Annotated in this window: 24 protein-coding genes; 2 read left to right on the top strand and 22 right to left on the bottom strand. The window is 35.9% G+C overall.

The window, feature by feature from the left end; translation table 11 throughout:
* The first annotated feature begins 40 nt into the window (after nt 1-40).
* On the top strand, nt 41-2131 hold the full coding sequence (locus K357_RS0103495; RefSeq protein ID WP_028257479.1) for a TonB-dependent receptor plug domain-containing protein: 2091 nt from the start codon (nt 41-43) through the stop codon (nt 2129-2131).
* 1047 nt (nt 2132-3178) lie between these two features.
* Here the strand turns inward: K357_RS0103495 and rpmF are convergent.
* The 13 genes from rpmF to K357_RS0103430 all read right to left on the bottom strand — a co-directional run bounded on the left by rpmF (nt 3179) and on the right by K357_RS0103430 (nt 13775).
* Nucleotides 3179-3355 (bottom strand): 50S ribosomal protein L32, encoded by a 177-nt coding sequence (gene rpmF, locus K357_RS0103490; RefSeq protein ID WP_028257478.1) that lies wholly within the window; start codon nt 3353-3355, stop codon nt 3179-3181.
* Between the two features lie 35 nt (nt 3356-3390).
* Complete coding sequence (locus tag K357_RS0103485; RefSeq protein WP_028257477.1) at nt 3391-3912, bottom strand: YceD family protein; 522 nt, start codon at nt 3910-3912, stop codon at nt 3391-3393.
* A gap of 99 nt (nt 3913-4011) precedes the next feature.
* Nucleotides 4012-4146, bottom strand: coding sequence for a rubredoxin (locus K357_RS0103480; RefSeq protein WP_028257476.1), 135 nt, complete (start codon nt 4144-4146; stop codon nt 4012-4014).
* A gap of 267 nt (nt 4147-4413) precedes the next feature.
* On the bottom strand, nt 4414-5193 hold the full coding sequence (locus K357_RS0103475; protein WP_051212051.1) for a TPM domain-containing protein: 780 nt from the start codon (nt 5191-5193) through the stop codon (nt 4414-4416).
* 18 nt (nt 5194-5211) lie between these two features.
* Nucleotides 5212-5766: a LemA family protein gene (locus K357_RS0103470; protein WP_028257474.1), complete on the bottom strand. Its 555-nt coding sequence runs from the start codon at nt 5764-5766 to the stop codon at nt 5212-5214.
* A gap of 567 nt (nt 5767-6333) precedes the next feature.
* Nucleotides 6334-7548, bottom strand: coding sequence for a pyridoxal phosphate-dependent aminotransferase (locus tag K357_RS0103465; protein WP_028257473.1), 1215 nt, complete (start codon nt 7546-7548; stop codon nt 6334-6336).
* A 215-nt stretch (nt 7549-7763) separates the two neighbouring features.
* A complete protein-coding gene (locus K357_RS0103460) occupies nt 7764-8951 on the bottom strand; it encodes an SAM-dependent methyltransferase (RefSeq protein ID WP_028257472.1) in 1188 nt (395 codons plus the stop codon).
* A 577-nt stretch (nt 8952-9528) separates the two neighbouring features.
* Entirely contained in the window at nt 9529-10395 is an 867-nt protein-coding gene (locus K357_RS0103455; protein ID WP_028257471.1) for a phosphoribosylaminoimidazolesuccinocarboxamide synthase, read from the bottom strand.
* 119 nt (nt 10396-10514) lie between these two features.
* A complete protein-coding gene (gene coaBC, locus K357_RS0103450; RefSeq protein WP_028257470.1) occupies nt 10515-11729 on the bottom strand; it encodes a bifunctional phosphopantothenoylcysteine decarboxylase/phosphopantothenate--cysteine ligase CoaBC in 1215 nt (404 codons plus the stop codon).
* Nucleotides 11730-11749: 20 nt separating this feature from the next.
* Nucleotides 11750-11968 (bottom strand): DNA-directed RNA polymerase subunit omega, encoded by a 219-nt coding sequence (rpoZ, locus tag K357_RS0103445; protein ID WP_028257469.1) that lies wholly within the window; start codon nt 11966-11968, stop codon nt 11750-11752.
* A 6-nt stretch (nt 11969-11974) separates the two neighbouring features.
* The gene (gene gmk, locus K357_RS0103440) at nt 11975-12598 is read right to left on the bottom strand and encodes a guanylate kinase (RefSeq protein ID WP_028257468.1); all 624 of its coding nucleotides are present in this window, start codon (nt 12596-12598) and stop codon (nt 11975-11977) included.
* Between the two features lie 7 nt (nt 12599-12605).
* Entirely contained in the window at nt 12606-12875 is a 270-nt protein-coding gene (gene remA, locus K357_RS0103435; protein ID WP_028257467.1) for an extracellular matrix/biofilm regulator RemA, read from the bottom strand.
* A gap of 18 nt (nt 12876-12893) precedes the next feature.
* Nucleotides 12894-13775, bottom strand: a complete 882-nt coding sequence (locus K357_RS0103430) for a YicC/YloC family endoribonuclease (protein ID WP_028257466.1) — start codon at nt 13773-13775, stop codon at nt 12894-12896.
* A 296-nt stretch (nt 13776-14071) separates the two neighbouring features.
* Between K357_RS0103430 and K357_RS0103425 the strand changes: the two genes are divergently transcribed.
* Nucleotides 14072-15799: an Rqc2 family fibronectin-binding protein gene (locus tag K357_RS0103425; protein ID WP_028257465.1), complete on the top strand. Its 1728-nt coding sequence runs from the start codon at nt 14072-14074 to the stop codon at nt 15797-15799.
* Nucleotides 15800-15895: 96 nt separating this feature from the next.
* Here K357_RS0103425 and K357_RS0103420 read toward each other — a convergent pair whose 3' ends face one another.
* The 9 genes from K357_RS0103420 to cmk all read right to left on the bottom strand — a co-directional run bounded on the left by K357_RS0103420 (nt 15896) and on the right by cmk (nt 24100).
* Nucleotides 15896-16360: a hypothetical protein gene (locus K357_RS0103420; protein WP_028257464.1), complete on the bottom strand. Its 465-nt coding sequence runs from the start codon at nt 16358-16360 to the stop codon at nt 15896-15898.
* Nucleotide 16361: 1 nt separating this feature from the next.
* Nucleotides 16362-16859, bottom strand: coding sequence for a pantetheine-phosphate adenylyltransferase (coaD, locus tag K357_RS0103415; protein ID WP_028257463.1), 498 nt, complete (start codon nt 16857-16859; stop codon nt 16362-16364).
* 20 nt (nt 16860-16879) lie between these two features.
* Nucleotides 16880-17419, bottom strand: coding sequence for a 16S rRNA (guanine(966)-N(2))-methyltransferase RsmD (gene rsmD / locus K357_RS0103410; protein WP_028257462.1), 540 nt, complete (start codon nt 17417-17419; stop codon nt 16880-16882).
* Between the two features lie 66 nt (nt 17420-17485).
* Nucleotides 17486-18484, bottom strand: coding sequence for an NAD(P)H-dependent glycerol-3-phosphate dehydrogenase (locus K357_RS0103405; RefSeq protein ID WP_028257461.1), 999 nt, complete (start codon nt 18482-18484; stop codon nt 17486-17488).
* A gap of 1 nt (nt 18485) precedes the next feature.
* Nucleotides 18486-19088: a glycerol-3-phosphate 1-O-acyltransferase PlsY gene (gene plsY, locus K357_RS0103400; protein ID WP_028257460.1), complete on the bottom strand. Its 603-nt coding sequence runs from the start codon at nt 19086-19088 to the stop codon at nt 18486-18488.
* Nucleotides 19088-20419 (bottom strand): ribosome biogenesis GTPase Der, encoded by a 1332-nt coding sequence (der, locus tag K357_RS0103395; RefSeq protein WP_028257459.1) that lies wholly within the window; start codon nt 20417-20419, stop codon nt 19088-19090. Before der ends, plsY begins: the two co-directional genes overlap by 1 nt.
* A gap of 156 nt (nt 20420-20575) precedes the next feature.
* Nucleotides 20576-22483, bottom strand: a complete 1908-nt coding sequence (locus K357_RS0103390) for a bifunctional 4-hydroxy-3-methylbut-2-enyl diphosphate reductase/30S ribosomal protein S1 (protein ID WP_028257458.1) — start codon at nt 22481-22483, stop codon at nt 20576-20578.
* 305 nt (nt 22484-22788) lie between these two features.
* Complete coding sequence (locus tag K357_RS0103385; protein WP_028257457.1) at nt 22789-23424, bottom strand: lysophospholipid acyltransferase family protein; 636 nt, start codon at nt 23422-23424, stop codon at nt 22789-22791.
* Nucleotides 23417-24100 (bottom strand): (d)CMP kinase, encoded by a 684-nt coding sequence (gene cmk / locus K357_RS0103380; protein ID WP_028257456.1) that lies wholly within the window; start codon nt 24098-24100, stop codon nt 23417-23419. Before cmk ends, K357_RS0103385 begins: the two co-directional genes overlap by 8 nt.
* Nucleotides 24101-24250: the final 150 nt, after the last annotated feature.

The following is a 24250-nucleotide window of genomic DNA, read 5'->3' as shown; positions in this document are numbered from 1 at the left end:
TTCCATAACTTATTTTTCTATCATAGAAAGGATGTAAAAAATGAATTATTTATCTTATAAGTCTAAAAAAAGAATACTTCACGCTGGCATTTTTATGGCCCTTGGTACTTCCATTTGTTATACATCTTCAGTATCTGCTATGGATAGTGTTACACCAAACAACCATCAATTAAATAGTATTGTTGTAACCGCTAATAGAACAGAACAATTAGCCAAAATCGTTCCGCAAGCTGTAGAAACAATCGACCAAGAGAAAATTCATACATTTTCAGCCACCGACGTAAGGCAAGCATTACGTATGGCTGATAACATTAGTGTCACAAAAGCAGGGATGACCGGTAATCAAGTAATGATTCGTGGACTTGACACCAGGCATACGCTACTATTAGTAGATGGTAAACGTATTGCTGGCGAAGATAGCGGCTCTACCACCAATGTATACGCCTTGAATCGCAATAATATAGATATCATTGATCGCATCGAAATTGTACGTGGACCTTCCAGTTCTCTCTATGGTTCAGATGCAATGGGTGGTGTTATTAATATAATCACTAAAATCCCACATACAGAACAAACGCGGTTTAATATTTCTACCGGGTCAGACAATCAGAATCTAGCGTTTGGTTATACTACAGGAAAGGTTGGACCTTGGCAACTTTCTTTCAATACGCGTCTGACTAATGTTAGACCTCAAAAACATGATGCATCTGGAGAAGTAGAAGAAGCACATGGACCTATGAAAACAATCAAAGTATTTGAAGGTTATGATCAACATTATTTTGGACAACAACGTTATTATAATCTAGATCTCATTTATGACTTACAAAACACTAATAAAAATAAGTTGCGAGTTGGATATAATTATTTTACAGAGCGAATGAAAACCACATTTGCTGACGTTAAAACAAAATCTACCAACAAATACTCTAAGAAGAATTACGCTAATATCTTCCATAATAATGGTTATAGTTTTGATGTCACTTATACAGGAAAAACTAAAAATAACGATTATCAGATTCAAACTTATTTTAATCAAATGGATAAAGAAACTAAATATACGAATGATATAAAAAAAGATATTTTCTATCCTAACGATATTGATTATGCCAATTATTATACTTGGGCTTTAGAAGGAAAAAATACATCCTATGTAAACGATAAGCATACGATTACTGCAGGTGGAAATATTCAAACTAGTACTTACAAAGGTACCCGTGTTTCAAAAATACGAGGCTTGCTAAAAAAACATACTATTACTACATTAGCAGCCTATATTGAAGATATGTGGCACATTAACTCTAAATTATTTGTGACTCCATCTGTTCGTTTTGATTACAATAGTCAATTTGGTAGCAACGCTACCTCCAAATTAGGCATCACATATACTATAACTCCTCACACGCGATTCAAAGCAAATTATGGCTATGGCTATAAGGCTCCAAGCATTAGTGAACTATATATGAATTGGGATCATGGATTTGTTACTATTCTTGGGAACGAAAATTTAAATCCTGAAAAATCTCGTAGCTTTGATTTCAGCATTGAAGAAGATCGTGGGAAAAGCTTTGGTAAGATTACCTATTACAACAATTTAATAACTAATCTAATCGCAGCACAACCAGACTCTTCTTCTGCTCATCCTTCAACAGGAATGCCTCACGGTACTCCAAATCAACCTTCTTCACCTGCTCGTCCTCCAATGAGACGGCCTCATCTTGTTTATCAATATCAAAATATTGAAAAAGCTCAAATAAACGGCTTAGAATTTATGGTTGGTCGCCACTTAGATCCACATTGGACCATAAAATTCACTCATAACTTTATTGACGCTATCAATAAAAATACGCACGAGCGACTAGATAACCGTGTACGTCATCTAACAAAAATTATGCTAGAGTACGATAATCTAAAAAAACAAGGAACACATGCCGTATTGTGGAATGAAATCTATAGCAACTATATTTATAACAATAATCAATATAGCTATAATACCTTAAATCTATCCGTATACAAAAAATTCAATACTAATTTTTCTATATATGCTGGCATTGATAATATCTTAAACAAAAAAGTGAAAGATATTTATTTAGATGGATATCAATGGAATATTGGTGCTGAATGGAAGTTCTGATAAAACATCCGTATTAGAAAAATTGACTCAATCCACACATTCTTTCTATAAATCTTGAAATTACTAGCTATCTTCATCAATAGAATCTCTTACGATCTATTATCAGTTGATATGTTCCTACTAATCTTCCCACTTGATAAATAGTACACAGGGTTAATAGATAAATCATATAAAAATCTATTAATTAAAATACATATATCTCATACCCATACATCCATAATAAAAAAATACTAATCTTATTTACAAAACATACAAAAGCCTGCCTTGTGCAATGTACAAGGCAGGCTTTTTATTAGAATTGTTTCACAGGTCATAGAGATTACTTATTTGTAGTTTATACAATAAAAATGGTCGAATCACACTATGCTGTCCAATCCAATCATATAAATGCATTATATATTCAAAGCCACAATGATAAAGTACCATGAATAATTATTATCTATCGCTAACTTTCTTCAGTTATCAAGTATAACATATTTTTCTCTTTCTCATATGTTGAATATATTTTACTGTAAAACCCAATTTCATTAAAATGTAATAAAACTATTTAAAATAACTTAATGGCCAAAATTCAATATTTAAAATTCATTCACTAAATATCAATATAATACAATTAGTTTTTGCCATCAAAAAAAGGACTATCATATTCGATAGTCCTTTTTTCTCCTAACTTTTCTATGTCATCTAAAAGATGACGTAAAACATATTCTGTAGGCTTACGTTGCCCCCCACGATTCATATGTGCGTTGGGGGATACCTAAGCTTTCAGCTGTTGTTCTGATTGTGAGACTCGCTTTTAAGCGAGCCTCTTTTATTTTATTCATTTTTATTCCTTTCTATAACAAGCCAATATAATAAGGTTTCTCTACAAAACATATATCATCCATTCCCCAAAGTATAACGAATGTGCATGCTGTGAAAATAATACTTCTCATCAATTTTCTTGTCTCTTACAGAGTATACGAGATATGCTACGACTCATACAACGATAGTATGCAAAAAATCCTTGTAAGCACTATGCTTACAAGGATTATACATATCGGCGTATTACGCTTTAGCAACTACTTGAGTTCCTTTATAATAGCCACATGTAGGGCAAACTCGATGAGGCATCATTGGTTCGTGGCATTGTGGACAAGCTACGTAACCAGGAGCTTCCAATTTCCAGTTAGCACGACGACGGTCGCGACGACATTTTGATAATCTACGTTTTGGTACTGCCATTATCTGCACCTCCTTAACATAATCATTAGGTTAAATTAATCATCATCTGTATCAAGCAATGTTCGTAACACTGCCAATCGAGGATCTACCACAAAGGATTCACAAGAACAAGGTGAAACATTTAAATTTGCTCCGCAATGAACGCACAATCCTTTGCAATCATCCTGACATAACACTTGAGAGGGTTCATTGATGATTAATGTATCCCGTATGAGTTCTGTTAAATCAATGCATTCTCCATCAAATGAAGTGGCCTCTACATCAGCACTAATACCTCTTATTTCTTTTGAAAAAGGAACAAATACTTCTTCATAAGGGACTGTAGCTCTATGTTCCACCGGTGTTAAACAGCGAGTGCATTCATAGGTGCCTACAGTGCCTACTGTACCAGTAACAATATAGTTCTGACCATCATACCAAAACTCACCACTAATGGTTATATCATGACCGCTCCAAGGAAAAGCAGTTACATCCCCAAGCACAATAGCTGGTTCTGTATAACTATAAGGAAATTTCTTTCCCATATGTTCTTTTGCTTGCTCTACTTGCAGTTTCATAATTTTTACCTCGACTATGATATTATATCGATTAAGCGTCTATTTGTCAATATACGCCATTAAAAAGCTGCTAGAGAAAATCTCTAGCAGCTTTTTCGATTACATTTCTTCAAATTGATCTTTGCCAACCCCGCATAATGGGCAAACATAATCATCTGGTTGATCTTCAAAAGCCATACCTTCTACTTCTGGATCATATACCCAACCACATACGACACATACGTACTTTTTCATAATAGGAACTCCCTTCATCCATATAACATATCCTAAAGATACTTATCTAAGTACTTTTATAAACTATTTACTATCTAACCTTAGTATAACAATAATATCGAAATTTTCCAATACTTTATACATATATTTATATGAATTTGAATATGCCTTTTACGAATATTCTATTCTATTTACCTGTTATACGGGCAATCATTGGTTATATATACCCATATTAATGTTTTTTTCATATTCTATTCTGTATACCTAGTGCAAAATAATCTATCATGGTTACCATCCACGGCCAGCGCCACCGCCACCACCGGATCCGCCGCCAAAACCTCGACCAGACCCACGATTAGAGCCACCGCCTCTGCCAGATAGTATGAGGGAAATAATTAAGTACGTTATGGTACCGCCAAAGAATTTAAAGTCAACCACTACTAAACACCCAACGATGAGTCCACCTATCAGCAGTTCCCATATGGAAAGAGGCTGTGCCTGTGGCGATGCCATATATTTCTTATTAACTTTTACATGACCCGTCAAATCAACGCCTTTATCTTGAGCAATCACTGACATCAATACTTTTGACACGGCTAACGTGCCTGCATCAAATTTATTGTTTTTAAATAAAGCTAGCCCATAGTCATCGATAATTTGTCCAGCCTTCGCATCATTAAGTATTCCTTCTAATCCATATCCAACGCTAATATACACGCGTTTATCCTTAGGTGCTAACAAGAATACTAACCCGTTGTTATCTTTCTTAGTGCCTACGCCCCAATCACGCAATATAGACAGTGCATAGTCATCTGCTGTATGTCCGTCCAATGAGTCAACTGTAACAACGGCCACTTGTGCCGATGTTTTCTCATCAAGTTCAGCCGCCATGGCATTGATAGTTTGTTTCGTTGTTTCTGATAGCACTTGTGCTTGATCGACCACATAAGTGCCCGCACTAGGTTTAGCAGGAATCGCCGCTTGTCCCATGCCATGACAACAAGAAAAAATTACTACCAATAGAGCAATACATCCCCACCAACGCCACTTCTTATTTGTTAGTATCATATAACGCTCTCCTCATAGTTAGAAAGATACCTTTGGAGCCGCGTTAGCATTTTGCTCAGCTTGGAAATAATCTTTTTGTGTAAAGCCCATTATACCTGCATAGATAGATTTTGGAAATGTGCGAATTGCTTGATTATACTCTTTAACAGAACTATTATAATCTTTACGTGCCACCGCAATTCTATTTTCTGTACCAGCCAATTCATCTTGTAAGGCACGGAAGTTTTGATCCGCTTTCAAATTCGGATAATTTTCGCTTACCATCAACAATCGACTCAACGCACTAGATAATTCACCATCAGCTTGTGCCATTTCATCAACTGTTTTCGCCCCTCCTAATTTAGCACGCGCATCGGCTACGGCTTGAATACTTTTTTCTTCATGCGCAGCATATCCTTTTACGGTGCTTACCAAATTAGGAATTAAATCATTACGTCGTTGCAACTGTGTTTGCACTTGAGAAAACTGATTATTAGTAGCTTCATCCATAGCGACTAACCCATTGTAGCCACTAACTAACCAAATACCAACTAATACAATGACACCAATAATAATTAGCCATGTTTTTTTCATATATACCAACCTACTTTCTTATACAATTATACTACGAGAAATGGTATAGACTATATGCTAGAGTAATTCATACCTAGTATACTAAGTCCAATAAACTAGTATCTATTCAGGATTACTTCACTACTTAGTAAACACCCTGCACTAAAGATATAACTTATAATATACTACTCTATCATTCTATCCATATCATATATAGTATCGCAATCTTTCATATTAGATTTATTATATCACATTGCTTCAACAAGTTCCCATCCGCTCATTGTATGTATCGCATCATATTAGACCAGTAAAAGTAAGGTCTTGCAGCTGTTTTTCAACACATTGGTTCACCCTTTACGGTCACTAAAAAGATAAAATGCCGATAGCACTAGGTGTACTCTAGTTTGACCGACATTGAAAAGAACCGCTTTGTCCTATAGCCTATTTTCTCCCCCATTGAAAGTTAGTCTACTGTGGCAACATAGAATTAACACTAACAATTACGCCAAGAGTAATAAAAGGGCAACGCCACTCACCAGTAGCGTTACCCTCAAATCATCGATATCCAGTACAATGATACAGACTATACTATCTCTTATATTGTTGCAAGAATCGTGCCATTTTACTTTGTACCTGCGATAATTCTTCTACAGTTGGCAAATAGACAATGCGGAAATGATCTGAATCTTTCCAATTGAACCCACGCCCATGAACGAGCATAACTTTTTCTTGTTTCAAAAAGTTTAATACAAATTGTTCATCATCTTGCACATCGTACATGGTCAAATCAATTTTAGGGAAAATATAGAGCCCTGCTTTCGGTTTCATAGCCGATAAACCAGGAATCGCATTCACCGCTTCATAGATAAAGTTACGCTGTTCGTAAATGCGTCCTCCCGGCAACAAGAGCTTGTCAATAGATTGAGTCCCGCCCAAGGATGTTTGCACAATTTGCTGGGCTAGCACATTGGAACACAAGCGCATATTAGCGAGCATATTAATGCCTTCAATGTATCCTTTTACATGTGTTTTAGGGCCAGATAGCACCATCCAACCTACACGGAAACCAGCTACGCGATGTGATTTCGACAAACCATTGATTGATACGACAAACAAATCCGGAGCTAAGCTAGCCAATGCAATATGTTCATGTCCATCCATAACTAATCGGTCATAAATTTCATCCACCAATAAAATAAGGCCATGTTCTCTAGCAATTTGTATAATCTCTTCTAACACTTCTTTCGAGTATAAAGCACCCGTTGGATTATTAGGATTAATGACAACAATAGCTTTTGTCCGATCTGTCACCTTGCTACGCATATCTTCAATATCAGGATTCCATTCCGCTTGTTCATCGCAAAGATAGTGAACCGCATTACCGCCAGCCAAGCTAACACAGGCAGTCCATAATGGATAATCTGGCATAGGCACTAACACTTCATCGCCATTATCTAGCAAGGCCTGCAACGATAAGGAAATTAATTCAGATGCGCCATTTCCCATATAAATATCATCTACATCAACATGAGGAAACCCTTTAAGCTGACAGTATTGCATAACGGCTTTACGAGCAGAAAATAAACCCTTTGAATCAGAATATCCTTCACTTTCACGAGCATGAAGAATTAAATCGCGAATCACTTCATCTGGTGCTTCAAAACCAAATTCTGCGGGATTTCCTGTATTCAAACGTAATATGCTTTCTCCATTAGCACGCATGCGATTGGCTTCTTCTAACACGGGGCCACGAATATCATAGGCTACATGTTCCAACTTCTGCGATTTATTAAATTCTTTCACGAATATCAGTCCTAACTTCACAATGGGTAATCGATTGGCACTAAAACAAATCATACCTTAACAAACTATAATAAATTATCTCTTATTATACACTATTTACCAAAAATAGTTTATCATTCTTTCAAAACCATTTGCCTTTGTACCATACTACTAAGCAACACTACGCATAGTCTATCATGAAAAAATCTAAGAATCGTCAAAACAAAAATATAGTTTTATTTGTTATACATATACCCATAGGTCATTGGCATATCATTATTAGTACCTTTGGTATATAAGATTTGATAAATATCAATATTTCCCATTCTAAATGCAGAAGCACAGCCTGACAAATATAGTCCCCACATACGGCTAAATTCTTTACCATATGTTTGGATAACCTTTTCTTCTACTTGTTTATAATTTTCATACCACTTATCCAAGGTTTTAGCATAATGGCGGCGCAAGTTTTCGATATGTTGTACTTGATACCCCATGTTAGATCCAGCCGTCAATGTTTCGCTTAAGCTTGGAATATATCCGCCCGGGAAAATATAGTTAACAATCCATGGATTACTTTCACTTTCCATTTGGCACATAATAGCATGAAGTAAAAATACACCTTTATCTTTTAACATTAAGTTAACTTTAGCTAAATAGGCAGCCAATCGTTTTTTACCTACATGTTCAAACATACCAATACTGATAATTTTATCAAACTGTTCTTTAGTATGATCAATTTCAATATAATTTTGTAATCTAATATCGACTAAGTCTTCTAGGCCTAATTTTTTAATTCGTTCAGTGGCACCAGCATATTGTTCCTCACTAAGAGTAATCCCCGTAGCCTTAACTCCGTATTTTTGTGCAGCGCGAATAACTAGCCAGCCCCAACCACAACCAATATCCAATAAATGCTCACCTGGTTTTAAGTTAAGTTTGCCTAAACTATGATCAATTTTCTGTAATTGTGCTGTTTCCAACGTATCTGTATCGTTTTCAAAATATGCACACGAATAAGACATAGTTGGGTCTAACCATAAACGATAGAAATCATTTCCTAAATCATAATGACTATGAATATTATCTTTTTCTGCTTTTATTTCCTGTTTTTCATCTACTGCAAATAGCTTTAACTTGTCTTCTAACTCTTTTATAGTAAGCGTACTATGATTATTATCATACATAGTTTTAATAATATCATCCATGCTACCTTCAAAATCGACGATGCCTTTCATATACGCTTCCCCGATTGTAAGAACTAAATCTGTATGCAAATCTTCTGTAGATGGTTCTTGATTAAATATCACTGTAAACTTAGGGTTGTCTCCATAGGATACTAATTCTCCATCCCAATATTTTACGTTGAAATTAGCCTTTTTCCATAATTTTAATGCATTTTTCAGTATTGCTTTCTTTAACATATATAGGTCACCTTCTCATTATCTGATAATTAATTTTAGTCTATCAATATAATAAAACTATTTTTAATAAATGAATAGGTAGAATAAAATTATATATTTATTAAAAATTTTTATATGTTTATATGCTCAAACAAGGATTAAAAAATATCAACTAACTATAAATCATAATCGTATATATGACAACACTAAACTTTCATATATATTAGATTTATCATATATATTACGGTCGTCAAATTTCATATCAATTATCACTACAATCACTAATCGATTAGATATATCATCTATTCTATTTTTCCATTTTATGATATCAATTTTCATTTACACAAACTATTATACAACCGCTATTTTAAAATTGCTAGGTATCAGTAATTATGTGTAAATTAGGAAACTATCGAATACTAACTAGTCCCAATCATTGTACATCGTCAAATTTACACATGTTTATAGCTACATATACATAAACCTATAAAAAGGGCTGTAAGGAAATGTGATTGAAATCTCCTTACAGCCCCTAAGCAATCTGTTTTATAAAGGACGAGTACTTCGCTTAATAATACCTATCGTATGATAGTATCTATTATTCAAATTCGGCCCCTGTTAATAAATAATAGGCCTCTTTGTATTTATTAATTGTTTTATCGATAATTTCCTGTGGTAAAGTATCCGATGGATGTGCCTTCAAATAATCGCGAACAAATTGTTTATCATACGACGGTTGACCATGTCCCACTTCATAGCCTTTTAGTGGCCAAAATCTACTATTATCAGGTGTTAAAATCTCGTCGCCCAATGTGATTTCTCCATGTTCATCAAGGCCAAATTCAAATTTAGTATCCGCAATAATAATGCCTCGTGTTAAAGCATAGTCCGCACATTTATAATAAAGCAATAGAGATAATTTCGCCAACTTATCCATGTATTCCTTACCCTTGCCAGGGAAAAATTGATTAATCCACGCTTCTCCTTCTTCCATAGAAATATTCATATCATGCTCACCGACGGGTGCCTTCGTAGAAGGTGTAAAAATAGGTTCAGGTAATTTTTCGCACTCTTGTAAATTACTAGGAAGAGAAATTCCACAAACATGTCCATCTTTTTGATAACTTTCCCATGCACTACCAGTAATATAACCGCGTACAATACATTCTACAGGAATCATTTCTAATTTTTTTACTAACATGGTCTTGTCTTTAAATTCAGGCCTTTGAAAGTATTCTGGCATATCGTCAAGATTCACGCTAATCATATGATTTGGTACTGTATCCCTTGTAAAATCCAACCAAAATAATGACATTTTATTAAGAATTGCTCCTTTTTGAGGGATTGTATCTTTTAAAATAGTATCAAATGCAGAAATGCGATCGGTACAAACAATCAGTAAACTATCATCTAAGTCATATAATTCACGCACTTTACCAGATTTAAAAGGAACATATTCTTTCATTTTTTAGACCTCCTAATAAAAAGATTTCTATTAATTAATTATTATTATATATCAATTTTCTATTAGATTCAATACGCAATCATACTATGTGGGATATAAAAAAAGGTGAGTCTATAGACTCACCTTTTTTCTAATAAGTTTCCCACTTCTTCAATGATCAATCGTGCCAATTCACGCTTTGTCATATTCGGTATTCTTTTTGTGTTTCCGTTTGGATATAAAAAATAGCCTTCATTCGTATCTACATTAAATCCTGCATTAGATTGACTCACATCATTAGCAACTAACATATCTAACTGTTTCTTTTTCACTTTGCCAAAACCATATTCTAATAAGTTTTTAGTTTCTGCTGCAAAGCCCACCAACACTTGATGTTTCTTAGTAGCACCAAGTCCTGCCAAAATATCTGGATTTTTAACTAATTTCAAGGTCATAGTTTCCATTTTTTTGATCTTATGTTCTTCTACTTGTGCCACGCAAAAATCAGCTACTGCTGCTGCCATAATAACTGCATCTACTTGAGGATACTGCTCATCTACCACTTCTTTCATAGACATAGCAGAATCCACTGGTATATACGTTACGTGCCTAGGCACCTCTAATGATGTAGGAGCACTCACAAGAATGGTCTTAGCCCCATACATAGCCGCTTGTTCTGCAATGGCATAGCCCATTTTTCCACTAGATCGATTGCTAATATACCTGACAGGATCAATCGCTTCTTGTGTACCACCTGCTGTTACCAATATTGTTTTATTTGCCAATCGTGTAGGATCTATTGTTTCATGTAATTGTAGCTCTAACCAATTGACAATATCTTCTGGCTCAGGTAATCGACCAATTCCCTCTGTATGACATGCTAATTGTCCTACAGCTGGTTCCATAATGGCATATCCTAATTCTTCTAAATATGCTAAATTACGTTGAGTAATAGGATTTTTATACATGGCAGAGTTCATGGCTGGGCATATTAATTTTTTACCTTCTGTAGCCATAATCGTCGTGGTTAGCATATCATCCGCAATACCATTAGCAATTTTACCTATCACATTAGCTGTAGCAGGCACAACGATATAAGCATCTGCCCATGTGGCCAATGCGATATGTTCTACATCCCAATTATGGATTTCATCCCACATACTAACCGCTACAGGATATCCACTAATTTCGCCAAAGGTCAATGGAGATGCAATACGTGTGGCATTTTGCGTCATAATCACTTTAACTTCAGCACCGGCTTTCCGTAAGCGGCTCACTACTTCAATCGCCTTATAGGCAGCTATGCCACCAGATACAGCTACAATAATATGTTTACCTTTTAATACTGCCATCATGAGTTCAACTCCAAGCCAATTTATTTAATGCCTTCTTTAGTACGAACAAAGCCAATCTTTTTATTTGCAATTTCATGAAACGCTAAGGATACTGCTTTATCTGTATCCAAGCCTTTTTCATCTACCAATACAGGATCTCCATCTGTCAACTCTCTTGCCCGTTTCGCAGCAAGGGTTACCAATGTATATTTGCTGTCCACTTCTTCTTCTAATTTTAATAATGGTGGTGTTACCATCATATTCAATCACTCCTTTGTCATGTATTGCTTATAAATATCTTGAATTTTTTCTTTATTGCGACTAATTTTACAAGCTTCTGCTCGCAAAATAGAAGCTACTTTTTCTACTGCTTCATCTAGTATATCATTTACTACAATATAATCATACCGATGAGCTAACGCTAATTCTGATGAGGCTAAGGACAATCGCTTATTGATAACATCTTGTGCATCTGTCCCCCGCCCATTTAAGCGATTTGAAAGCACGCTCAAAGATGGTGGCACAATATAAATAAATACGCCATCGCTGAAGGCATCTTTAACTTGCATTGCCCCTTGAATATCAATTTCCAAAATCACATGTTTGCCTTCATCTAACAAGTCCATAACATGTGCTTTCGGTGTACCATAATAATTATCATATACCTTAGCATATTCTAAAAAATCACCTTGTGCCAATAATTCTTCAAATTGCTCTTTTGTTCTAAAGAAATAGTTAATGCCTTCTTTTTCACCTACTCGTGGATCTCGTGTCGTCATAGATACAGAGTACACTAAGTTAGGCATTTCTTTTCGTAATTCGGAGCAAATGGTTCCTTTACCTGCACCAGATGGACCAGATATGACTATTAATAAACCTCGTTCTTTCATCATCTGCTTATGCCTCTGTAGTTTCTTCTACTGCATCTTGTTGTATAATACGATGCGATACTGTTTCTGGTTGTATGGCCGATAATACCACATGTCCACTGTCCATAACTAAGACAGCCCGCGTTTTACGCCCATAGGTAGCATCAATTAACAAGCCCTTATCTTTTGCATCTTGTATCATACGCTTAATAGGTGCCGATTCTGGACTAATAATGGCAATCGCCCGATTAGCGGCTATCATATTACCAAAACCTATATTCAACAGTTTAATGCCCATACGCTACACTCCTTGCCATCACTCAATATTTTGGATTTGCTCTCTAATCTTCTCCAATTCACATTTTAATTGTAGAACTCTATCGGTAACTATCAGTTCTGTACATTTTGACCCCATCGTATTAACTTCTCGATTCATCTCTTGTAATAGAAAGTCTAATTTTCTTCCTATAGCATTAGTATCTGTTAAAGTATTTTTTAATTGTACCACATGTGCACTAAATCTTACAATCTCTTCTGTAATATCTGTCTTATCTGCCACAATAGCAACTTCTTCTAATATACGTTCTTTCGTACTTTCCAGTTTCATAGTGTCTATCATAGAAAGAATTTTATGCGTAATCCGCTCTTGATACTTAGCCACCACATCATCCTTATGACATTCAATATCAGACAACAGATGTTCAATATACTCGATTCGTTTCAACAAGTCCTTCCCTATGCAAGTTCCCTCCACTTGCCGCATATGTACTAAATTCATGAGTGCCTCTTCCATGGCATTTTCTATCAATGGTACCATGGTAGATTCATCTATCTTTATAGCATCCACACATATCCACTCTCTCGATACACTCGTAACAGCTTCAAATGGCACGTCTTCGATAGATGTAAAAAATCCTTCTTCCACTAGCATAGTTTGAATCTTTTCTTTTAACGAACGATCGATCACAATATTCTTTCCATCTGCACGATCATCTACTAGAGTAATCGCTACATCTACTTTGCCTCGCTGGATAGATGTTTGTATCATATTGCGAATCCTCTGTTCCATAGATCCTATGGGTCGATCGGTTTTAATAAAAATATCACAATACCTTGCATTGACAGTTTTTAATTCTACAATGCATTGTATGTCACCCATAACAGCACTACCACGACCAAAGCCGGTCATACTTTTCATTAGAGAGCCTCCTCATTCATGGGCCATATAGCCTATATTTTCTAATTCGCCTATTGCATTACGATATTACATATATTTCTATATAAGCTTATCATAACACGTTATAGACTTTCATAACATACTACCTAACAACTAGCAATAATTGACATGCAACACATCCATACATTGTATTCGATACTAGCCAGCAATTCCTAGTATAAGCGAATATTTGTACGTCGCACTGAGATCATTTATAAAATTTCTTTGAATATATGTTTATTTACTATTATACTATGTAAATAGAAAGGATGATATATATGAACCTAGATGGCTTAACTATGTCCGTTCTGACTAGAGAATTATCACAGGCTTTATTAGACGGTCAATTACAACGGATCTATCAAATAGATAAAACAACCTTAGTGTGTAAAATTCATACTGGCAAGGAAAATCATGACCTAGTAATCACTGTTGGCAACAAGCCGGCTATATATCTAAGCCCGCCCCTACAAGATTTGCCAAAAGAGCCTACCTCGCTTTGTATGTTTTTACGCAAACATATAGAGGGAAGTCGCATCACTACAGTAGAGCAGATTCATTCAGACAGAATTATCTGTATCCACATGGATAAACTCGAACTAAATGGTACTATATTGAGGACTAACCTCTATATTGAACTCATGGGAAAATATTCGAACTGTATTTTTGTGCAAAACGGCATCATATTAGATGCACTCATTCATGTAACACCACTAATGAATCGAGAAAGAACAATTATGCCCAAAATATCTTACGACTTACCACCTAATGCAAATCGGGTCAGCCTATTCGACTTTAATGTCACAGAAATTGAAAATTTACTTCATGCATTTCATCAAGATACGCTAAGCAATACGATTCGTTCTATTTTTAATGGATTTGGTACGCCTTTACTGAAAGAAGTACTCTATCGAAGTCAATTATCTAAGTCCATCGCTTTTGATGAAATCACCCAAGAACAGTGTCAAGCATTAGCTAGTAACCTCTATGAGCTAGGAAAAGAAATTAATAGTTCTCACCAACTGTATGAATATACATTTATGAATAAAGCAGTGATTTCTCCCATTCCCTTGCAATACGACACATTCGATGAACCTATCATGTATGATACTCTATCGAAAGCTATCGCTACTGCTATTCAAAAAAGTGGAGCCATTGCTACGGCAGATAAAGAACTCGAAAAAAAGCTTTTACAGGCCATCAAAAAAGAAGAATTACGGCATAGCAAAATTCAACAAGAATTAGATGATACATCTCACATGGATCAATATAAAGAATACGGTGATTTACTCATGATTTATGCGCACTTACCTGTCCATTACAAAGAAGAAATCACGGTCGATAATTTACTTGTATCACCTACAAGACCTATAACGATACCTTTAGATCCTCAATTAACCGTATCTGGAAATGCTCAGCGCTATTATAAATTATATACGAAATTGAAAAACCGTATCCAAAGTGGTCGCTTTCAGTTAGAACAAAGTAGCCGCAAGTTAGACTATCTCCAATCTATCGTATATAGTCTGTCTCTCTGCCAAGATAAAATGACATTACAAGAAATTTATAATGAATGTATGGATTTAGGCATTATAAAAAAATCTAAAAAGCCTCTTTCCTATAAGTTAAAGAAAGAAAACTTTATACACCTCACCTTAGATGATGGTGACGTATATATTGGTAAAAATAATAAGCAAAATGACTATTTAACCCATACATTTGCTAAACCTACTGATCTATGGTTTCACACGACTAACATACAAGGTTCCCATGTAATTTTACGATCCTGTCACGAACCAAGCGAGGATACCATTATTAAAGTGGCCCGTTATGCAGCTTTTTATAGCAAGGCAAAAGATTCTTCAAAAGTACCTGTTGATTATGTACGCGTTCGTTATATCAAAAAACCGCCTGCTTCTCCATTAGGATTTGTTACGTTTACGAATCAAAAAACGCTATATGTAGACCCAGTGGAACCAGAACTAGAATTGATTGCCAAGAGCTAACATCTCATTCATGACTAAAAAAGTACGTATACAAGCTGTCATCATTGATTTCTATGACACTCTTGTATACGTACTCTTTTATTATATTATGGTATATTATTTGGCTTGCTCATTGCGGCCAGAATTTTTCAAACTTTCCCTGTTTTGGCGCAAGCTTTCTAAGGTCTTTTCTAGATTACTTTCCACATATTTTAATACATCACCAGCATATTGAATGGAACTACTTTTTAATTCTTCAGAGGATTGATTTGCATAGGTAATGATTTCATTCGCATGTTCTTGTGCCTGTTTCACCAATTCACTTTCTTCTGTTAGTTTCGCAATATAATCCTTAGCTTGGGCGATTAGCGTATCCGCTTGACGTTGTGCATCGGCTAAAATTTTATCTTTTTCATTAACAATTCGACGTGATTCTTCTAATTCCAATGGCAACGATTCGTTAATAGAGTCAAGAATGTGCATGATATCATCTTCTTCAATCATCTTTTTTGTCGTCATTGGAATACGACCACTTGTTTCAATTAAATTTTCTAAATCTTCAAGTAATTTTTCAGTTTTCATTCTATTCACTCCTATTATTCTCACCATTAAATTTAGATTCTAAAGCAAGTTTAACTTCCTCTGGTACTAACCCATCCAATGAACCGCCGAATTTAGCTAATTCTCGAATACCTGTAGAACTTACAAAAGAATATTTATTATTCGTCATAATAAACATCGTTTCAATATCATCATCCAAATATTTAGCAAATAAGGCCCGTTGAAATTCATACTCAAAGTCACTTAATGCACGAAGGCCTCTAATGATGATATGACTATTTTTAGATTTCACATAATCATTTAATAGGCCTGTGGCAAAGTCCACTTCAATATTCGGTATATGCGTAACCGATCGACGAATTAGCTCTGCCCGTGTTTCCATCGAAAACAAAGAATGTTTAGCCGGATTTTCGCAAACAGCTACAATTAATTTATCCACCAATTTGCTGGATCTCTCAAAAATATCTATATGACCTTGTGTAACAGGATCAAAACTTCCTGGGCAAACACCTATGCGCACAAAAGCAACTCCTTCCAAGCTTATTTTTTAACACAATAAGATACCATGGTATAGCCAAATTTTTGTTCTTTTATACAAACCCAATCTTCTGGCAATATAGGAATTTCTTTTTCATGTCGTTCTAAAATAAGCATTCCATCTAGTGCTAATATATTACAACCCACTACCATTTCTATTGTAGCATTAATATAATTTTTCTCATATGGTGGATCAGAAAAAATATAATCAAATTGTTGTCCTTCTAAAAATTGACTCACGCGAGCTAAGGAGCATGATACAACATGTAGTCTATCCTCTAAATGGCAATGCTTTGCATTTTCTATTATCAACGGTTTAGTCACTCGATCTACCGCTATTGCATGACTAGCACCCCGACTTAATGCTTCAAGTGCCATGGCCCCTGTTCCTGAAAATAAATCTAATATTCGTTTTCCCGGTATCCCGTAATTCGCCACTACATTAAATATACTTTCTCGCACCCGATCTAATGTAGGTCTTGTAGTAACCCCCTTAGGTGCTTTCAATGTATGTCCTTTTGCAATACCTGAAATAATTCTCATAACTTCCTCACTCTGACGATATTATTAATTATAGTATATAACTATATAAAATAAAAGTCTTATCTTTTATAAATATGATTCAACTTTCATTTCTCGTTGCATTAATTCTGCTAATGCCTCCAATGGTGTTTTATGATTATATAATATATCATATAAAGCTTGTGTGATTGGCATATCAACATCATGTTCCATCGCCATACGATGTACAATTTCCACCGCATAAAAGCCTTCTACCACCATATTGGTTTGGCTCATAATATCATTCATAGATTGTCCCATAGCAAGTTGCTGTCCTGCAGCTCGATTTCGACTATGTTGACTCATACACGTAGCAATTAAATCTCCTATACCAGCCAACCCAGCATAGGTTTCTTTTTTAGCGCCAAAAGCAACGCCAAACTTTGTCATTTCATAAAGTCCTCTTGTTAACAAAGTGGCCTTTGTGTTGTCCCCTAGCTGCAATTCATCCACAATGCCTGCTGCCAAGGCAATAATATTTTTAGTGGCTGCTGCTAGCTCTAATCCTATATAATCATCATTCACATAGACTCTAAAATTACTAGAATTTAATGCGCCTTGTACTTGTTTAGCAATCGTCATATCTTTAGCCGCTACGACTGTAGCCGCAGGTAGTCCCCGACCTATTTCTTCTGCATGGTTAGGTCCTGATAGAATGGCTAAGTGACAATCATCACCTAGTTCTTCCTCGATGACTTTCAACAATAGGGTCCCTGATGAGCGATCAATACCTTTCGAGCATAACACTAACACAGCATTGTTAGGAATTTGCTTTTTTATAGACTGTAATGTAGTTCGTACATATACAGATGGCGTTACCAATAACACAATCTGCACATCTCGTAATGCCTCTTCACTAGATGAAGTAATGGATAACGCAGTAGGCAACATAACACCTGGTAAGTATTCTGTATTTTCTCTTCTGTTCGTTAATAGATTCGCAAATTCTGGACGACGACAATATAAATACGTATCGTTGCCTGCTTCCACCGATTTAATGGACAAGGCTGTCCCCCAACTTCCAGAACCGATAATTGCAACTTTCATATTATTCACCACGTTTCACTCGTTCTACTTTTAATTCTTTACCTTGTAATAATCTCACTATATTTTCACGATGACGAAAAATAACAAATATAGCCGCAATAGCACCGAATATAATGTATTCTACGGACTCATCAAAAGCATACATCAATATAGGAATTGATGCTGCCGCCACAATAGAGCCTAGTGATACAAATTTAAATAGTAAAACTAATATACCCCAAATAACAAACGCAATACCTGCTACTGCTGGAGATAAGGCAATGATAACACCTAATCCAGTAGCTACACCACGACCGCCTTTTCCTTTTAAAAAGATGGACCAATTATGACCAATCATCGCCATAATGCCACCTAATATCATGTATAGTGGTGAGGTACCCATCATCAGCCATACACCAATACTGCCTTTTATAGCATCACAGAAAAAAACCGGTAATGCTGCACGCCAGCCCAGTACACGATAGGTATTAGTAGCACCTATATTTTTGCTACCAAATTGACGTACATCCGTGTGAAAGCAAAGTTTGCCAATGAGTAACCCACTAGGGATCGATCCTAATAGATAGGCTAGTATAAATTTTCCTATAAGCATACTTTCATCCATTACTCATCGTCCCTTCGTTTACCACGCAATATAAGACGAATCGGTGTCCCTTCGAATCCAAAGGATTCACGCAATCGATTTTCTAAAAAGCGCATATAAGAAAAATGTATCAATGTCGGATCGTTAACAAACAAGATAAATGTAGGCGGTTTTACGCTTGCTTGTGTCATATAGTAGATTTTAGGCGTTTTACCATTTCGTGATGGCACAGGATTGACCGTTTGTGCATCTGCTAATAATTGATTCAATGTACCTGTAGCAACACGTCGATACTGTTGTTCGGATACAAATTTCAGCATATCTGCTAACCGATGAATACGCTGTTTCGTCAATGCAGATGCAAATAGAATGGGTGCGTATTGTAAAAAGCCTAGTTCATCATAAATATCTTCTGTATAGTGAATTGTTGTTTTACTATCTTTTTCTACCAAATCCCATTTATTAACAACAATAATCATGCCCTTTCCAGCTTCATGCGCATAACCAGCAATTTTTTTATCTTGTTCTGTAACTCCATCAACGCCATCAATCACAAGCACAACTATATCAGCCCTATCTACAGAGCGCAAGGAACGTACAATACTGTAGCGCTCTACGGCTTCTTCTATTTTTGATTTTCTCCGCATGCCAGCTGTATCAATTAATACAAACTTCTGTCCTTCATGCGTCCAATGGGTGTCGATAGAATCTCGTGTAGTACCTGCTACATCACTAACAATCACCCGATCCTGTCCCAATAGAGCATTCGTTAAGGACGACTTTCCTACATTAGGACGCCCAATTAACGCCACATGAATTGTGTCTTCTTCGTCTTGCTCATTAGTTCCATCAGGGAAGTAACTAACTACCTGATCTAGTAAATCTCCTAAATTCATTAAATTTTTAGCAGAAATACCAATAGGATCTCCAATACCCAGATTGTAAAATTCATAAATATTCGGTTCTTGGTTGATACTATCAATTTTATTAACCACGAGTATCACCGGTTTGCCACTAGTACGCAAAATAGTAGCCACTTCTTCATCTGCATGTACAATGCCTTGTTTACCATCTACAACAAACAAAATTACATCTGCTTCTTCTATGGCTAACTCGGCTTGCAAGCGCATCATTTTAGGAATCACATGGCTATCTTCATTAATGAATTCAATGCCCCCTGTATCAATCATCGTGAATTCACGATTTAACCATTCCCCATCAAAATAAATTCTGTCACGAGTGACACCAGGAATGTCTTCTACTATAGAAATGCGTTTATTTACGATAGCGTTAAATAGTGTAGACTTTCCCACATTAGGTCTCCCTACTACTGCCACTAAAGGTTTTGCCATATATTCATCACCTCTGTCCTTGTCATATTAATTCATTATATATTTTACCATACAATGACTGGTTACACTAATAATAAAAGGCTACAGCAATACGTACCGAAGTACATACTGTGTAGCCTTATATAATTTACCGATCAACTGAATGGTAAGATCAAATTATTCAGCTTCTTCAGCAACTTCTTTAGATTCCATTAATTCAGTTAATGCCAATCCTAATTTCTTAACATCTTTATCTAAAGAAATAATTTTAACTTCTATATCTTGACCACGAGTCAAGTAATCTTCTACTTTAGCATTTCGTTGTTTAGTGATTTGTGAAATGTGTAATAAACCTTGAATGTCATCATTAACAGCTACAAATGCACCGTAAGCAACTAAGCGAACCACTTTACCTGTAATAACATCGCCTACATGCAATGTTTCTTCCGCTACATCCCAAGGAGATTTGCTTAATGCTTTTAATGATAAGGATAATTTGTTAGTTTCTGGTTCAAACGATTGTAATTTCACTTCAATTTCTTGACCTACAGTTAACACATCTTCAACTTTTTTAATTTTTTGCCAAGAAATATCGGAAATGTGAAGTAATCCTTCAATGCCACCAATATCAACAAATGCACCATATGGCATAATCTTACGAACAATACCTTTGTAAGTTTCGCCAACAGTAATATTTTTCAAAGCTTCTTCTAATTTAGCTTGTCGTTCTACTTCAAGTACAGCTCGACGAGAAAGAACTAAACGGTTTTTCTTTTCATCGATTTCTAATACTTTCGCTTCAAATTCAGTATTTACTAAGCTGTCAAGCGATTTAACAAAATGTACATCACCTTGGCTCAATGGGATAAAACCACGTAAAGATTTAACAGTAACCACTAAACCTGCAGGAATAGCGTCGATACCTTTACATACGATTGGTTCATCTTTTTCTTGTGCTTCGATGACATATTGCCAATCTTCGTCTTTAGCCAAACGAGTAATAGAAAGATATACAGGATTATCTTCTTTAATATGGTTCATAATAACAGCTTTAATTTCATCGCCATCATGAAGAACATCTTTAGCAGATGCAGGTGCAGGATATGCAATTTCAGATTTATTCAAAACTGCTTCTGTCTTTAAACCAAAAATAGATACATAAGCACGTTCATCTTCAATCTGTACAACTGTACCTTCAACTACGCAACCTTTTTTTAGATCCTCTGCTTTCGCAGACTCAGCTGCTAATAATTCTTCAAATTCTTTCATTGTCTTAATGACCTCCTTAATTATCCAGTCAGGAGTTGATGCTCCGGCTGTGACCCCTACTGTCTGTGTGTCTTTAAACCACGCCAGTTGTAATTCAGTAGCGGTTTCTATGTGATATGTAGTACAGCCAACATCGCGACAGACCTCTGCAAGTCTAGTCGTGTTGCCCGAGTTTTTACCACCTATCACAATCATAAGGTCCACCTCTTTAGCAAGTGCTACTGCTGAACTTTGTCGTTCCTGTGTAGCCGTGCATATAGTTTTGAAAACCTTAAGATTTTTAGACTTAGTCTCTAATATGTCTATTATACTTTGAAATTTAAATTGTGAAAAGGTGGTTTGTACAACAACTCCCATTTTTTCCACGATTGGTAGATTTTTGGCGTTTTCTTCCGTTTCAACGATTATAGCTTTGTTTCCAGACCACAAGTTAATACTTTTGACCTCAGGATGGTCTTTTTCACCCAAAATCACCAACGTCATACCTTCTTCAACAACGGAAGCTGCGTCACGTTGTGCTTTTTTCACGTGAGGACACGTTGCATCGATCACATCGAGGTCTCGACATTTTGCTTCTTCATACACAGCAGGTCCCACTCCATGAGATCGAATAATAACGGTCCCTTCTGGAATATCCTGCAACGTATCAACGCTCCCCACCCCTTTATCAGCTAATTTCCCCACTACTTGAGGATTATGAATAATCGGGCCCAAGGTATAACTTTCTCTATCACTATCAGCTGCTTCTAGAGCCATTTGCACTGCTCGTTTAACGCCAAAGCAAAAGCCACAATTCTCTGCTATTTTAATTTCCATATAGCATAACCTTTCTACTGTATTTTACTATTGTGCATGATGTAGCACTATTATGTGTTATAGTATGCCTAATAATTCCCTTATATATTTAGATATATACTGTAATCTGCTAGCACACATCACTCTACATAAACTATTCTAATTTCTAGTATAGTTCTTTCCTATTCAATGATACTCTACTCCCACTAACTGAAAACACAGGAGTTAAAAAGTCTAACATTTACTATTCAATACTAACCTAGTTTTACCAATACTCTTATGATGAATAGAAATGCTTCTAATCGTACTGATTATTGTACATACGGTTATAACATAAATCCACTGCGATATGGTGTATGTTCATAACGTCCGCTTTCATAATCATCTATCATCCGCTGAATAGCACTTTTTACCGTCTCATTAACGGCCTTTATATTTTCAGCTGTTGCTTTATCTTTACGTACAGGAATCAAATCGCCAATAATAATAGCCACACCATGTCGTTGTATATCATAGGTTCCTATCGTAGCAATCGGTACAATGCCAACACCTGTACGTAGTGCTATAGATGCAGCACCATCATGAAACCTGCCTAATTTACCAGGTTTTTGTCTAGATCCTTCAGCAAAAATTCCCAACACTTCTTTATGTTTCAATAACCCCATCGCATGACGTATAGCAATTTTATCAACTGTACCTCGATGCACAGGAAATGCGCCTAACCAAGTACAAAAAAATCGTGAAATGGGATTAACGAATAGTTCCGCCTTAGCCATAAAATGTGCATGACGCGGAATGGCATACCCTAATACAGGCGGATCAAAATTGCTCAAATGATTCGGAACAACGATAACAGGGCCCTCTTTAGGGAACTCATCACGACCATAGACTTTTGTTTTATAATACCAACCAAACACAATGCTAAATGCACTGCGCCATAAAAAATTACCAAATTTATTCATCTTTGATTCGCTCCTGTACTAATGATAAAATACGCTTCACCGTTTCATCAAAAGACAAATGACTAGAATCTACCACGATTGCATCGTCTACACACATCAATGGAGATTCATCACGATGTTTATCCATATAATCTCGTTTTTCTACGCTTTCTTTTATCGTCTCTAATGACACGGACTGATCCACTGCATGCACTTCTATCCAGCGACGTGTAGCCCTTGTTTCTACAGAAGCGGTTAAATATATTTTTAATTCTGCCTGAGGTAACACAATAGATCCTATATCGCGTCCATCCAAAATAACACCACCAGAGCGTGCCATAAATCGTTGGCGTTCCACTAAATATTGGCGAACACCTTTATAAGAAGCTACTGTGGACACTGTATCATTAATCTCTTGTGTTCTAATTAAAGGCGTAATGTCAACACCTTTCACTTCAATCCGAAATGTATCGTCCACTGGTTTCATAATCAACTGTAATTCTGGCAACAAGGCCTCTACGGCAGCTTGATTAGATGGATCAACGCCTGCATCTAATACAGCCCATGTAACGGCACGATACATAGCGCCTGTATCAATATATAAATAATGTAGTTTCTTAGCTACTTCTTTGGAAACACTGCTTTTACCAGCTCCTGCTGGTCCATCAATAGCAATGCTGATTTTTGGATGTTCCACTGCATACGTCCTTTCTTTCTAAAAATAGCAATCTACTAATCGTGTTATAAGTATGTATAATCAACAGTTTCTCTGTCCTACCTATATGATGTACTAGTGTGTACTTTTTAAAAAAGCACATCCTACATCATAAAAGTTTCTCATACGCTG

Source organism: Veillonella montpellierensis DSM 17217, assembly GCF_000426745.1.
Classification (GTDB): Bacteria; Bacillota; Negativicutes; order Veillonellales; family Veillonellaceae; genus Veillonella; species Veillonella montpellierensis.
Note: the sequence above shows the minus strand (reverse complement) of the source record. Positions and strands in the feature narration are given on the sequence as shown.